Raw genomic sequence first — 13633 nt, 5'->3', positions numbered from 1 at the left:
TGCTCTTCGTCCAGTTCACGAAGTCTTCCTTCTCGGCGTTCGGCTTCTGCGTGAACAGGTTGTACGCGATCCGGATCGTCATCTCGCCCGCGTCGTGCAGCTTGCGGATCACCTCGTAGTCGTCCGGGTAATTCTGCGAACCGCCGCCCGCGTCGATCACGCCGGTCACGCCGAGACGGTTCAGTTCGCGCATGAAGTGGCGCGTCGAGTTGTACTGGTATTCGAACGGCAGCTTCGGCCCCTTCGCGAGCGTCGCGTACAGGATCGTCGCGTTCGGGTTCGCGAGCAGCAGCCCGGTCGGGTTGCCCGCGGCATCGCGCAGGATCGTGCCGCCCGGCGGCTCCGGCGTGTCCTTCGTGTAGCCGACCACGCGCAGCGCGGCCGCGTTCAGCAGCGCGCGATCGTACAGGTGCAGGATGAACACCGGCGTATCGGGCGCGGCCGCGTTGAGTTCGTCGATCGTCGGCAGGCGCTTCTCGGCGAACTGGTGCTCGGTGAAGCCGCCGACCACGCGCACCCATTGCGGCGCGGGCGTGATCGCCACCTGCCGCTTGAGCATGTCCATTGCAACCGCGAGCGACGGCACGCCGTCCCAACGCAGTTCCATGTTGTAGTTCAGGCCGCCGCGAATCACGTGGCAGTGGTTGTCGATCAGGCCCGGCAGCGCGCCGCGGCCCTCGAGATCGACGACCTTCGTCGCGCGGCCCGCGAGCGGCATCACGTCCGCGTCGTGGCCGACCGCGACGAAGCGGCCGTCCTTGATTGCGACGGCGGTCGCGACGGGGTTCGCGCGGTCGAGGGTCGTGAACCTTCCGTTGTGAAGGATCAGATCCGGTTGAGTGGCGGGTGCGTTCATCAATGTGTCCTCGATCCAGTCACAAACCGAGCCAGTGACGGACCGGTGCGACGGCCGCGACGCCGGCCAGCATGCCGGCCAGCCCGACCAGGGCAATCAGCGGCGGTGCGGGCGAGCGCACCTTGACCACGCTGTACATGACGCCGACCAGCATGCCGGCACCCAATGAAACGACATACGATTCCATACGCTCCTCACGACTGGATTAGAATGACCCGCATTTCCGCCCGCACGGGCGCCATGCGCACGCGGCGCGATCCGCTGCCGCCCCACCCGCTTCGCTTGCCCGCCACGCCTTCCAGCCATGCAACATCTTCCCGATCTCGAAGCCTGGGCCATCTTCGCGCGCGTCGCCGAGACCGGTTCGTTCGCCAAGGCCGCCGACCTGCTCGGCGTATCGCAACCCACCGTGTCTAAAGCGATCGCCCGCCTGGAAAAGCGCCTCGGCGCGATGCTGCTGTACCGCACGTCGCGCAAGCTGTCGCTCACGCCGACCGGCGAGCTGCTGCGCGATCGCGCGATCCGGCTGCTCGCCGATGCCGAGCTGATCGAAGGCGAAGCCTCCGCGCATGCGCTCGAACCGCACGGCCTCGTGCGCGTGAACGCGCCGATGTCCTACGGCCTGTGCAATCTCGCGCCGCTGTTGCCCGCGTTTCTCGAACGCTATCCGCGCGTCGACGTCGACCTCGTGCTGACCGATCACTTCGTCGACATCGTGTCCGGCGGCTTCGACGTCGCGATCCGGATCGCCGAACTGAACGATTCGTCGCTGCGTGCGCGCCGCCTGTGCGCGGTGCGCCGGCCGCTCGTCGCGTCGCCCGCGTATCTCGACCGGCACGGCCGGCCGACTCATCCGAGCGAACTCGACCAGCACGTATGCCTGACCTACACGAACATTCCGACACCCGAATACTGGCGCTTCCGCCACAAGACGTCGGGCGAGGAATTCGGCGTGCCGGTGCGCGGGCGCATTCGCGCGAACAACGCCGACGTGCTCTGCCCCGCGCTGATCGCCGGCCAGGGCCTCGCGCTGCAGCCGTCGTTCCTGGTGTGGAACGAGTTGCAAAGCGGCGCGCTCGAGGAAGTGATGCATGACTGGAAAATTCCCGATATCAACGTCAACCTCGTCACGCCGCCCGGCATGCTGCGCGCCGCGCGCGTGACGGCGTTGCTCGATTTTCTCGTCGAACACCTGTCGCACGCGCCGTGGGCGCTGCCGCCCGTCTGACCGGGCGGCCGCATGCGGCCGGTTACTTCGCCGGCACGGCCGGAATCGACTCGTGCGGCGTCGCGGTGCGCTGGGCGGCCTTGTGGACCATCGTGTACGCGTAGTCGACGCCCATCCCGTACGCGCCCGAGTGTTCCTTCGCGATCGCCATCACAGCGTCGTAGGTGTCGCGGCGCGCCCAGTCGCGCTGCCATTCGAGCGCGACCTGCTGCCAGGTGACCGGCACGACGCCGGCCTGGATCATCCGCTGCATCGCGAAGTCGTGCGCGTCCTTCGACGTGCCGCCCGACGCATCGGCGACCATGTAGATCTCGTAGTCGCCTTCGAGCATCGCGCAGAGCGCGAACGTCGTGTTGCAGACCTCCGTCCACAGGCCTGACACGACCACCTTCTTGCGGCCGTTCGCGGCCAGCGCGTCGCGCACCTTCTGGTCGTCCCACGAGTTCATCGACGTGCGTTCGAGCGTCTTCTGGTTCGGGAACACGTCGAGCAGTTCGGGGTAGGTGTAACCCGAGAAGCTGTCGCTTTCGACCGTCGTGATCGTGGTGGGGATGTTGAATGCCTTCGCGGCCTTGGCGAGCCCGACGACGTTGTTCTTCAGCGTCTGGCGATCGATCGACTGCACGCCGAACGCCATCTGCGGCTGCTGGTCGATGAAGATGATCTGGCTATTGTGGGGAGTGAGGACTTCAAGTTTGGCGTTGCTCATGGCGCGAATCATCCTTTGGTCTGGAAACGTTCAAGGCTTGCCTCGACCGGGATGGCGGAGGAGCCGGCTGTGCGTTGCCCCGGGTTGGCGTGTTCCGGTTGCAGCCATTTAATCGGAAAAGTCGCGGCTCGAACATCCAAGAAATGGAATCGATCGAATTCCGAAAGAGGGGGTCTCCGAGGGCTGTCCGCCCTTTTTTTCCGCACGTAAACCCGATACGCTTCCAGCACATTGAAGGCACCGCCTTCGCGCCCGATCAGCCTATCACGAGAGGTTTTCATCATGAAACCGTATTTTCTGTCGCTGTTCGCCGGCATCCTCGCCGGTGTCATCTACGGCGCGCTCGGCGTGAATTCACCGGCGCCGCCGATCATCGCGCTCCTCGGCCTGCTCGGCATGCTGGCCGGCGAGCAGATCCTCCCGCTCGCGCGCCGGATGCTGTCCGGCCACCGGCTCAATACCGCATGGCGCGACGCACAATGCAGCCAGCACATGTTCGGTACGCTGCCGGGCGGCGCCGCCAACGACCGCAAGCCGTCGTGACGCCAGGCTCATGACCAACGTCGAACTGTTTCATTACCTGCTGCTGTTGATCTGCGGCGCGGGCGCGCTCACGTGGCTCGCCGAACGCATCTCGATTCCGCCGGCCGTCGTGCTGCTGCTCGGCGGCTGCGTGGTCGCGGTCGCCGGCAAGCGTGTGCCCGACATGGACCCGGCGCTGCTGCTCGTGGCCGTGCTGCCGCCGCTGCTGATGTCGAGCGGGTTCTACACCGCGTGGAAGGAATTCCGGCAGGAGCTCGCATCGATCGCGTCGCTCGCGCTCGGCGCGGTGGTGTTCACCACCGTCGCGGTCGCGCTCGCCGTGCATGCCGTGAACCCGGCGCTGCCGTGGGCCGCCTGCTTCACGCTCGGCGCGATCGTGTCGCCGCCCGACGCGGTTGCCGCGAAGGCGATCCTGCAGCGCCACCCGCTGCCCGCGCGGCTCGTCGCGGTGCTCGAAGGCGAGAGCCTCGTCAACGATGCGTCGGGTCTGCTGCTGTACCAGATGGCCGTGTCGGCCGCGCTGGCGGTATCGATCACGGCCGCCAGCGCCACCGGCCTGTTCTTCTCGCTGACGCTGATCGGCATCGCGGTCGGCCTCGCGTGCGGCCATGCGATGTGCTGGGTGCTGCCGCGCCTGCGCGACCCGATGCTCGGCATCGTCGTGACCTTCGCGATGGCGTGGGGCAGCTACGGGATCGCGGAAGCCGTCGACGGTTCGGGCGTGCTGTCGGTGGTGACCTGCGGCCTCGTGCTCGGCGTGCGCCAGCATCGCGTGTTCGACGCCGACATGCGGATCAAGGCGAAGGCGACCTGGGAAGCGATCGTGTTCGTGCTCGACGCGCTCGTGTTCATCCTGATCGGCCTCGCGCTGCACGCGATCCTCGCACGCGTGAACCACGAAGGCGCGGTGCTGATGGCCGGCCTGCGCGTCGCGCTGCCCGCCACCGCCGCCGCGATCGGCGCGCGCCTCGTGTGGGTGTTCATCGCGATGTGGCTGCCGGGCCGCCTGCGCGCGCCGCGCGCGGGCCACGCTCCGTGGTCGTGGCGCGAAGCCGTCGTGCTCGGCTGGTCGGGCATGCGCGGTGTCGTGAGCCTCGCGGCCGCGATCGCACTGCCGGCCACCTTCCCCGGCCGCGACCTGATCCTGTTCAGCACGTTCCTGCTGATCATCGCGACGCTCGTCGTGCAGGGCGGCACGCTCGCGCCGCTGATCCGCGTACTGAAGCTGCGCCCGGCCGCGCGGCACACGATGTCCGAACACGCCGTGCGCGCGCACACGTTCGGCGCGGCGCTCGCCGAACTCGACGCGCTCGAACAGCGCGGGTCGAGCCTCGAACGCCCTTCGCTCGACCGCCTGCTCGCCGAATACCGGAACCGCGTGACCTTCAACGAACGCGCGCATCGTCATGGCACCGAACCGGCCAACGTGCGGGCACGCATGCTGCGCGTCGAACTCGACCTCGTCGGCGTGTCGCGCCGCGCGCTGCTCGACCTGCATCGCGACGGCAAGGTCGACGACACGGTGCTGCACCGGATCGAATCGGAACTCGATTTCGAGGAGCTGCGCCTGCAGCGCCTGCTCGAACCCTGAAGCCCGGCCAAGCCGCCGCCTCCCCTTTTCTCCTTATGGAACCGCAATGAGCGAACTGTCCGTCGAAGCAAGCATCGGCGCCGTCGATTACCTCGTCCACTTCACCGACGGCGTCCACCAGTGGCGCGCCGACGAGCCCACGCCGCTCGGCGGCGGCGACACCGCGCCGACGCCCGTCGCGCTGCTGCTGTCGAGCCTCGGCGCATGCACCGCGATCACGCTGAAGATGTATGCGCAACGCAAGGGCTGGCCGCTCGCCGAAGTGCACGTGAAGCTCGCGCACGAATCGGGCAGCGCGGGCAGCACGATCGTGCGTCGCATCACGCTCGACGGCGACCTGTCCGGCGAACAGCGCGAACGCCTGCTGCAGATCGCGAACGCATGCCCGGTGCACAAGATCCTCTCGCATCCGATCACCATCGACACGGCGATCGCCTGACGCGCCCCGCACCGACCACGAGAATCCCCACCATGTCCGCCTCGATCAAGACCCTGCTCACGCCGCGCGAAAGCGACATCGGCAACCTCGTCGTGCGCCGCGTGCTGCCCGCGCGCGCCGCACGCCTCGTCGGCCCGTTCATCTTCTTCGACGAGATGGGGCCGGCCGTGCTGCCGGCCGGCCGCGGCATCGACGTGCTGCCGCATCCGCACATCGGCCTCGCGACCGTCACCTACCTGTTCGACGGCTCGCTGATGCATCACGACAGCCTCGGCTTCCGGCAGAAGATCGTGCCGGGCGACGTGAACTGGATGACGGCCGGCCGCGGCATCGTGCATTCGGAGCGCTCGCCCGACGAAGACCGGCCGCGCGAGCAGCCGGTGCACGGGATCCAGACCTGGGTCGCGCTGCCGGTCGAGCATGAAGACACCACGCCCGCGTTCGTCCATCATCCGGCCGACACGCTGCCGTCGTTCACGCGTGACGGCACGACCGTGCGCGTGATCGCGGGTACCGCGTTCGGGCTCGCGTCGCCGGTCGCCGTGTTCTCGCCGACGCTCTATGCGTATGCGGAATTCGCGGCAGGCGGCACGCTCGCGCTCGATGCCGAACATGAGGAACGCGGTGTGTACCTGGTCGACGGCGACCTCGCCATCGACGGCACGCCGCTCGCCCCCGCGACGATGGCCGTGCTCGAACCCGGCGCGACCGTGGCGCTCGCCAGCGCAAGCGGCGCACGCGTGATGCTGCTCGGCGGTGCGCACCTGCCGGGCGAGCGTTTCATCGAATGGAATTTCGTGTCGAGCACGCGCGCGAAGATCGACGCGGCCCGCGCCGCGTGGGCCGATCAGACCTTCGGCAAGGTGCCGGGCGAAGAAAACGAATGGACGCGCCAGCCGGAACGCAAGGCGCAACAGGCGCAATAGGCAGGATCGCCCGCAGGCAACCGACGGCCGGCACGCATGCCGGCCGTCGCCCCGTCCGCGTTACGTCGACGGTTTCAATCCCATCAGCTTCGCCAGTGTCGGCCAGCGGTCGAGCGACTCGATGAACGCACGGCGCGCCTGCTCGTCGACATATCGCCCGGGATCGAGCGCGGGCAGATGCCGCGCGAGGCCGAGCACGTCGTTCGGTTGCGACAGGCGATCGTCGTCGCCGTCACCGTGCAGCATTACTGTTCGTCGATCCATACGCCATCCGGAGTTTTCACCGAGTAACCCTCGGCCGTCTGCATCGTCACCGTGCCCTCGTTCTCGCCGACCATCCGCGTGCGCGGCAGGTCGGCCGCGTATTGCGCGAGCGTCGTGCCCGGCTTGAACGGGCTGTTCGACACGAGGTTCGACAGCAGTTGCGCGAGCGCGAGGAAGCTGGTCGGCTGGTCGATCACGGTCGTCGCGCCGTGATTGCCGGCAAAGCCGACGAGCCGCACGCCCACCGGCCCGTGCACGATGCGCGGCGTCGGGATTTCGCGCAGGCCCGCGACCTGGTACTTGTCGCCGCGCAGCGCGGCGCCGTGCTCGGGCACGAACACGATCACCGCACGGCGGCCGGATTGCGCGATCAGGTCGGCGAGGCGGTCGAAGTCGTTCATCATCTTCGTCACGCGCTGCGGATACGAGTCGATGCTCGTCAGCGAACTGCCGACGATCCGGTTGCCGTCGTGCAGGCTGATCGTGTTGTAGTACAGCGCGACCGGGCCTTGCACCGACGCGCGCTGCGCATACCAGTTCGCGAGCGTCGTGTAGTCGTCCTTGATCGCCGAGCCGTCGAACGCGTGCATCGCAACGGGCGCGGCCGCGTTCGAGATCATCGGCGCGTCGGCCACGCCGATGTTGTCGTGGATCACCTGCAGGAAATTGTCGAAGTGGCCGTCGTGGTTCAGCAGCGACTGCACCGAGTAACCGGCGCTCGCCAGTTGCGAGAACAGGTGGCACTGCTGCGGCGCGGGTTTGTACAGGTCGGCGTGCGCTTCCTGCCCGCAGCTCGCGCGCAGCACGCGGATCGCCGCCGGGCCGCTGTAGCTCGCGGCCGTGCTGAAGTTCGAGAACAGGTAGTCGAAATGGCTCAGCATCGGATGGTTGCGTGCCTTCGCGGCATCGAGGTCGTCCCACGACAGCGAGCAGATGTGCAGCACGATCACGTCGAACTGTGTGGCCGGATCGCTGCCGAGGTGGCCGAACGCGACCTGTCGCTGCGACTCCTGCGTGCGGAACGTCGCGAGCGCGGCGTTGTGGTCCTCGGGCTGGCCGGCGAGCGTCGTGCCCGCCGCGTTCGCCTGCTGCGGAAGCGGCGCGACGACGCGCGCCATCAGCCCGCTGCCGGCCTGCCACAGCGGCATCACGACCAGCACGGCCAGCACGAAGGTCGCGACGCGCAGCCAGCGGTTGACGATGAAGTAGACGATCAGCACACCGGCCACCGTCAGCACCAGCACGGGCGGCAGCAGGCGCGGCAGCAGCTCCATCCAGTAGTCGAGGCGGAACGTGCTGACTTCCCGCGCGGCCTCGGCGAGACGGGCAAGCGGCGGCGCATGCAGCTCGCGCGCGAGCAGCGGCACCGCGATCGCGATCGCGACGACCTGCCGGGCGATGCGCCACGCACGCCGCCGGATCGGCGCGCTCATCGCGAGCGCCACCGCGAACGCGAGGTTCGCGAGCCAGAACGGCTGCAGGTGCCCGGTCGCGAACAGCGCGAACTTCAGGATGAAATACAGATTCCAGAACGTCATCTAACCCACTCCATGATGAGCGCGCGTCAGTCGCGCGCCCGATCGAGTTTCGGCGCCAGCATGGCCTGCAGGCCGCGCGCCGCACCCTTCCACATCCGTACATAGCCGTCCAGGCCGATGCGCAGCACTTCCTTCAGCCCGCGGAGCGGCGTGTCGACGCGCTGGCCTTCGTGCCAGTCGAGCCACGCGTCCGCGCGCCCGAACGTGCATTGCACGAGCTGGCGCTCCTGTTCGAGCGTCAGTTCCTCGAAGCTCACGCCGACATGGGTCGGCGTCACGCGGCTCACGCGCACCGGGAACGGGAACGGCCGGTCGCCGCGCGTCACGCACACCGTCAGCGTGTCGCCGACGGCGACCGGGAGCCCCGGCACCGCTTCGAGGCCGAGGCCGCCGGTCGAGTAGTCGCTCGTGAAGCATGCGGCCGTCGAGCCGTCGGCGAGCAGCAGCGTGGCCGGCACGCGCATCGCGATCCGGTGCGTGACGCGCACCTGTTTGGTCTCGCGCGCGACAGCGAGCGCGGCGCCGAGCATCGCGAGGTTGTACACGGTCCAGCCGAGCGTGATCAGGATCGTCGACGCCTCGTCGCCCTGGTCGGCCACGAGCCGCCAGATGCCGGCGAGGATCGCGAGCACGTTCAGCCCGAACAGCACGAGATACGGCTTCGACGTCGACCAGTCGATGTAGCCTTCGTCGATCTTGCCGCCCTTGTCGGTCACGTTGAACTTGCCGTGCTTCGGGCTGAAGAACGCGACGGTGGTGGGCAGCGCGATGTACCACGCGAGCACCGACTCGTAGACCTCGGCCCAGAACGAATGACGGTAGCGCCCCTGCATCCGCGAGTTCGCGACGTTCGCGAGCACGAGGTACGGGATCACGTAACTCGCGAGCGCGAGCGACGACGCGTTGATGAAGTACAGATGGAAGAACAGGTACGCGAGCGGGATCGTCAGGAACACGAGCCGCGGAATCCCGTAGAAGAAGTGCAGCATCGCGTTGCCGTAGCAGATCCGCTGGATCAGGCCGAGCCCGCGCCCGAGGAACGGATTGTCGATGCGGAAGATCTGCGCCATCCCGCGCGCCCAGCGCGTGCGCTGCTTCACGTGGCCCGCGAGGCTTTCGGTCGCGAGGCCGGCCGCCTGCACGGTCGGCAGGTACGCCGACGTATAGCCGCGCCGGTGCAGCTTGAGCGCCGTGTGCGCATCCTCGGTCACCGTCTCGACCGCGACGCCGCCCACCTCTTCCAGCGCGCTGCGCTTGAGCACCGCGCACGAGCCGCAGAAGAACGTCGCGTTCCACAGGTCGTTGCCCGACTGCACCAGGCCGTAGAACAGGTTGCCCTCGTTCGGGATCTCGCGGAACGTGCCGAGGTTGCGCTCGAACGGATCGGGCGAGAAGAAATGGTGCGGCGTCTGCACCAGCGCGCACTTCGGGTCGCGCAGGAACACGCCCATCGTCGTCTGCAGGAACGAGCGCGTCGGCACGTGATCGCAGTCGAAGATCGCGATGTATTCGCCGTGCGTCTTCGGCAGTGCGCGGTTGATGTTGCCGGCCTTCGCGTGGCGGTTGTCGTCGCGCGTCAGGTAGTCGATGCCGGCCTCGGCCGCGAACGCCGCGAACTCGGGGCGCCGGCCGTCGTCGAGCAGGTACACGCGCAGCTTCGCGCTCGGCCAGTCGATGCTCTGCGCGGCGAATACCGTCGGCTTCACGACCGACAGCGGCTCGTTGTAGGTCGGGATGTAGATGTCGACGGTCGGCCAGGTGTCGGGATCGTCGGGCAGCGGCACGATCGGCCGGTCGAGCGGCCACGCGGTCTGCACGAAGCCGAGCAGCAGGATCATCCACGTATAGGCTTCCGCGCCGTACAGCAGGTAGCCCGCGATGGCCTCGACGGGGCTGCGGAAATCGAGCGTCTGCGTGGTGCGCCACCACACGTAGCGCACCGTCGCGAGCAGCGCGAGCGACGCGAGCGCGAGCGTCGGCAGATGGCCCGGCAGGCGGCGCAGCATGAGCGCCAGCACCGCGACGATCGCGAAGAACGCGAACTGCGCGCCCGGCATCAGCGGCGACATCCCGGCCGCGGCCCACAGCAGTGCGCCGGCCACCAGCAGCAGCGGCGCGAGCCAGCGGCGCCGGCCGACGCCGTTCGCGCGCGCATCGAGCCAGCCGCCCCAGCGCACCCATGGCAGACGCTCGAGCAACGCGTTGATGCGCCGGCCGACCGCGCGCCCGGCCACGTAGACGGGCACGACGGTCTTGTCGAACCAGGCGAGCGGATCGCGCGCGGGGCGGCCGTCGGCCGCGCGCGGCGCCCGCACGATCGCACGCCACAGCCATTCGCGCGGGCTGAGCGGCTGCAGCACGCCCCACTCCTGCGCGAGCCGCAGCGACGCGACACGCACCCAGCGGCGCACGTGATCGGGCCGGCCGGGCGGCGGGGCGTGGAAGAACAGCCGCACGAGCCAGTCGACCAGCGTGCGTTGCGCGGGCAAGCCGATGCCGCGCGCGATCCAGTCGGCCGTGCGGCGTCCGAACGCGCGCAGGCGCGGCGCGATGCGCGCGTTCATCGCGCCGCTCCGCGGCGAACGGCCGCGCGTGCCGCCAGCCATGTATCGACCCAGTTCGCGACGCCGTTCAGGTCGTGCGACGCCTGCGAATACGGTGCGTCGTCGAAGATCCAGCTGCCGCGCGCGAGCGCTTCGGGCACGGCCGCATCGACGTGGATGCGCTGCTCGAGCATCGACGCCGGTCCCGCGACCGCACGCAGCATCGCGAGCGCGTCGCGCTGCATGTCGCGCGCCGGATTCAGCCGGTTCACGACGATGTGCAGTTCGCCGCCCGCCCCGAGCGCATCGAGCCGCGCGGCCGTCGTCGCGCAGGCGGCCGGCTCGGGCGGCACGACGACGAGCGTCAGGTCCGCGCGGCGAATCGCCTGCTCGGCCTGCGTCGACGGATAGCGCGCGGTGTCGATCAGCACGACGCCGTCGGCCGGCAACGCGATCTCGTCGAGCGCGCGCGACAGCCACGCCGGATCCGCCGCGAGCCGCGCATCGCATGCGGCCGCGCCGGCCGCGTCGACCTGCCCGTAAGGCACGAACAGCACGCCATCGGCGTTGCGCCACGTGTGCGCATGCCACGGCTCGGCGCCGCCGAGCACGCTCTGCGCGAGGCCGTGCTCGGCCAGCGTGTCGAGGCCGAGCGTCGCGCCCATCAGGTTCTGCGCATCGAATTCGACGGCGACGACCGGCCTGCCGCGGCGCGCCAGCAGCACCGCGAGCGCGGCCGTGAGCGTCGTGCGGCCCGCGCCCCCGGTCGTCGACGTAATCGCGATCGTCTTCATCGGGCCGCCTCGCCGTGACGTTCGTCATGCTCGCCACGCTCGCGCCCGGCGTCGGGCAGCAGCCGCCCGCGCAGCGCGACCGGCACGAGTTCGCACGGCACCGCGTCACGCCGGTCGATCCCGCGCGGCGCGTGAAAGCCGCGGCCGATGCCGAGATGCTGCGCGACGATCCACACGGGCACCGCGATCGCGATGCCGACGATGAATCCGATAACGAGTTCGGCGATCATGCGACCCCCTCCTTGCGCAGCGGCATCGCGCTGCGGATGGCGCTGCGCTTGCGCGCGGCGAGAATGACGGGTTCCGGCGCCGCAGCGTCGGCGGCCGCGGCGGCCGGCGTCGCACCGATCGCCTCGAGCGCGACGATCGTATCGATCGCGTCGATCGCACCGCTCACTTCGCTTGCGTCGGGCAACGCGTCGCCGGGCCCGGTGCGCGCGAGCGGGGCGCGACTGGCGCCCGCCGGCTGCGCGGCCCCGAACAAATCGCTGTAGTCGGCGATCGGCGCACGCCGGTTCTCGGCCTTCAGCGCGTTGAGTTCGGTATCGATGCTGCCCTGCCCGAGACACACGACGCGGTCGGACAGCGTGTCGACCGGCACGTCGAAGATGCGCGCGAGCGCGTCCTCCGCGTCCGCCGGTTCGCACGCGAACAGGAACACGTACAGGTGCGCGGCATCGGCCGTCACGACGTCGCCCGCGCGGCGCGGGCGACAATGCCGCAGCGCGTCGACGTGCGACACGCCGGGCAGCAGCGCGATCTTCGCGAGCGTATGCGGCAGCGCGAGCACGGCGCCGCGATCGAGCACCGCGCGAATCCGCAGGCAGAACGCGCCGACCGGCAGATAACCGAGCACCGAATCGCCGAGCGCGGCCGCGAGCGCCGCACGATAGTCGGCCGCGACGGGCCGCGCATAAAGCTGGCCGCGCAGTGCGTGCACGGCCCCCTGCAGTCGCGATACCGGCAGGTCGCGTGCGATGACGCGGCTCGCGCCGACGCTCAGCACGAGCATCTCGAACTGCTGGCGCAGCACTTCGCCGCGCTCGACGACCGCGATCTTCAGCGCACCGCCGCACTGCCGGCGCAGCGTGTGCACGTCCGCGCACAGCGCTTCGAGCTGCGCATGCGAACGGAACGCGAGCACCGCGGTCGCGGCCTGGGCACGCGCGCAGGCGGCAACGACGGCCGCGTTGTCCTCGACGATTTCCCAGCCCTGCGGCGCGCGGTTCGTGCCGTCGAGCACCGCGCGGCTGACGACGACGCGATCCTCGTCGCTCGCGAGCTTCATCCGGTTCGCCGGCTCGGTCGCGCCGCCGTCGATGCTCGCCGACAGCCGGCCGCCCGGCGCAAAACGCAGCGGCCGTACCTCGCCGGCCGCGAGCGTATCGCCCGCGCGCCAGAAATCGACGATCCACAGCAGCTCGCCATGGGTGCGCTGCAACTGCGCGACGCCCGAGCAGATACCGTGGAAACCGCTGCGCGGCGTGCGATCCGCGTCGCGCACGAGCGGTGCATCGTCGGTGCGTGCCGCGTCGTCCGCGCGGGTCGCTTCGGGATCGAGCAGCAGCACGAGCGCGATCCGGCGCGTGCGGCACCAGTCGGCGAGTGCGTGCGCCTCGTCGGCGAGCGCGATCGGGTCGTCCCAGCTGAACCAGCGCTGCGCGCCCTCGACGAAATACAGCGAGCGTGCACGAAAGCCATAACGCTTCATCGCGCGCAGGCCGCCGGTCAACCGCGCGAACGGGCCCGGTGCCGCGCGACGCGGTGCGTCGGCCGTCGCGCCCGTGCCGGCGCCGTCACCGCCGGCCGGATCGGCCGCGGGCGCGGGCGGCATCGCGAGCACGTTCAGGTTGCGCGGCCAGCCGGCCGGATGCGCGCCGTCCGCGAAGCCGAGCGCCCGCATCTGCCCGGCAACGTGCGCCGCGTCGCGCGCGAGCACGACCGTCACGTCGCGCGTTCGCGCCTGCCGTGCGCTCTCCCACACGAGCGCATCGCAGGCCGGCGTGCCGCCGGCCGCGTAGATCGCGTACAGGCCGCCGGCTTCCAGCTGTGTCCACGCGTCGGGCAAGCCGTCGATCGCGAGCCGGCTCACCGTGCCGGCGCGGCCGCCGGCCGGCCCCGCGCCCAGCAGCGCACGCAGGCGGCCCAGCAGGCCGGCGGCGCCGAGCGCGGGACGGGTGGCATCGATTTCCGTATTCACGG

At 69.7% G+C, this 13633-nt stretch carries 15 protein-coding genes; 5 read left to right on the top strand and 10 right to left on the bottom strand.

Features of this window, described 5'->3' with window-relative positions; translation table 11 throughout:
* Both E9536_RS14215 and E9536_RS14210 read right to left on the bottom strand, forming a co-directional pair.
* Positions 1 to 856, bottom strand: an 856-nt coding sequence (locus E9536_RS14215) for an amidohydrolase (RefSeq protein WP_136470023.1), incomplete at its 3' end; no start/stop codon positions are given.
* A 19-nt stretch (positions 857 to 875) separates the two neighbouring features.
* Complete coding sequence (locus tag E9536_RS14210; protein WP_136470022.1) at positions 876 to 1043, bottom strand: DUF1427 family protein; 168 nt, start codon at positions 1041 to 1043, stop codon at positions 876 to 878.
* 117 nt (positions 1044 to 1160) lie between these two features.
* Here E9536_RS14210 and E9536_RS14205 point away from each other — a divergent pair, with 117 nt between their 5' ends.
* The gene (locus tag E9536_RS14205; protein WP_027787768.1) at positions 1161 to 2084 is read left to right on the top strand and encodes a LysR family transcriptional regulator; all 924 of its coding nucleotides are present in this window, start codon (positions 1161 to 1163) and stop codon (positions 2082 to 2084) included.
* Positions 2085 to 2106: 22 nt separating this feature from the next.
* On the opposite strand, the gene E9536_RS14200 is transcribed toward E9536_RS14205, so the two are convergent.
* Complete coding sequence (locus tag E9536_RS14200; protein ID WP_060193818.1) at positions 2107 to 2793, bottom strand: hydrolase; 687 nt, start codon at positions 2791 to 2793, stop codon at positions 2107 to 2109.
* Positions 2794 to 2801: 8 nt separating this feature from the next.
* Positions 2802 to 3077, bottom strand: a complete 276-nt coding sequence (locus tag E9536_RS14195) for a hypothetical protein (protein ID WP_124546985.1) — start codon at positions 3075 to 3077, stop codon at positions 2802 to 2804.
* Here E9536_RS14195 and E9536_RS14190 point away from each other — a divergent pair.
* Genes E9536_RS14190 through E9536_RS14175 form a run of 4 tightly spaced genes read left to right on the top strand, consistent with a single transcriptional unit; the run spans position 3076 to position 6292 of the window.
* Positions 3076 to 3336, top strand: a complete 261-nt coding sequence (locus E9536_RS14190) for a DUF1427 family protein (protein WP_027787770.1) — start codon at positions 3076 to 3078, stop codon at positions 3334 to 3336. The genes E9536_RS14195 and E9536_RS14190 overlap by 2 nt on opposite strands.
* A gap of 10 nt (positions 3337 to 3346) precedes the next feature.
* The gene (locus E9536_RS14185) at positions 3347 to 4927 is read left to right on the top strand and encodes a sodium:proton antiporter (protein ID WP_136470021.1); all 1581 of its coding nucleotides are present in this window, start codon (positions 3347 to 3349) and stop codon (positions 4925 to 4927) included.
* Between the two features lie 46 nt (positions 4928 to 4973).
* A complete protein-coding gene (locus tag E9536_RS14180; RefSeq protein ID WP_021160831.1) occupies positions 4974 to 5366 on the top strand; it encodes an OsmC family protein in 393 nt (130 codons plus the stop codon).
* 32 nt (positions 5367 to 5398) lie between these two features.
* Positions 5399 to 6292, top strand: a complete 894-nt coding sequence (locus E9536_RS14175) for a pirin family protein (protein WP_027787772.1) — start codon at positions 5399 to 5401, stop codon at positions 6290 to 6292.
* 60 nt (positions 6293 to 6352) lie between these two features.
* Here the strand turns inward: E9536_RS14175 and E9536_RS14170 are convergent, their stop codons facing one another.
* From E9536_RS14170 to bcsE, 6 genes are read right to left on the bottom strand one after another with little or no spacing between them, the layout of a single operon-like run.
* A complete protein-coding gene (locus E9536_RS14170; protein WP_027787773.1) occupies positions 6353 to 6556 on the bottom strand; it encodes a hypothetical protein in 204 nt (67 codons plus the stop codon).
* On the bottom strand, positions 6538 to 8094 hold the full coding sequence (gene bcsG, locus E9536_RS14165) for a cellulose biosynthesis protein BcsG (protein ID WP_136470020.1): 1557 nt from the start codon (positions 8092 to 8094) through the stop codon (positions 6538 to 6540). The genes E9536_RS14170 and bcsG overlap by 19 nt, the downstream gene beginning before the upstream one ends.
* 26 nt (positions 8095 to 8120) lie before the next feature.
* Positions 8121 to 10658, bottom strand: coding sequence for a UDP-forming cellulose synthase catalytic subunit (bcsA, locus tag E9536_RS14160; protein ID WP_136470019.1), 2538 nt, complete (start codon positions 10656 to 10658; stop codon positions 8121 to 8123).
* Positions 10655 to 11431: a cellulose biosynthesis protein BcsQ gene (gene bcsQ, locus E9536_RS14155; RefSeq protein WP_027787776.1), complete on the bottom strand. Its 777-nt coding sequence runs from the start codon at positions 11429 to 11431 to the stop codon at positions 10655 to 10657. The genes bcsA and bcsQ overlap by 4 nt, the downstream gene beginning before the upstream one ends.
* On the bottom strand, positions 11428 to 11661 hold the full coding sequence (locus E9536_RS14150; protein WP_027787777.1) for a hypothetical protein: 234 nt from the start codon (positions 11659 to 11661) through the stop codon (positions 11428 to 11430). Before E9536_RS14150 ends, bcsQ begins: the two co-directional genes overlap by 4 nt.
* The gene (gene bcsE / locus E9536_RS14145; RefSeq protein WP_136470018.1) at positions 11658 to 13631 is read right to left on the bottom strand and encodes a cellulose biosynthesis protein BcsE; all 1974 of its coding nucleotides are present in this window, start codon (positions 13629 to 13631) and stop codon (positions 11658 to 11660) included. Before bcsE ends, E9536_RS14150 begins: the two co-directional genes overlap by 4 nt.
* Between the last annotated feature and the right edge of the window lie 2 nt (positions 13632 to 13633).

The organism is Burkholderia sp. LS-044, assembly GCF_004803625.1.
Taxonomy (GTDB): domain Bacteria; phylum Pseudomonadota; class Gammaproteobacteria; order Burkholderiales; family Burkholderiaceae; genus Burkholderia; species Burkholderia cepacia.
Note: the sequence above shows the minus strand (reverse complement) of the source record. Positions and strands in the feature narration are given on the sequence as shown.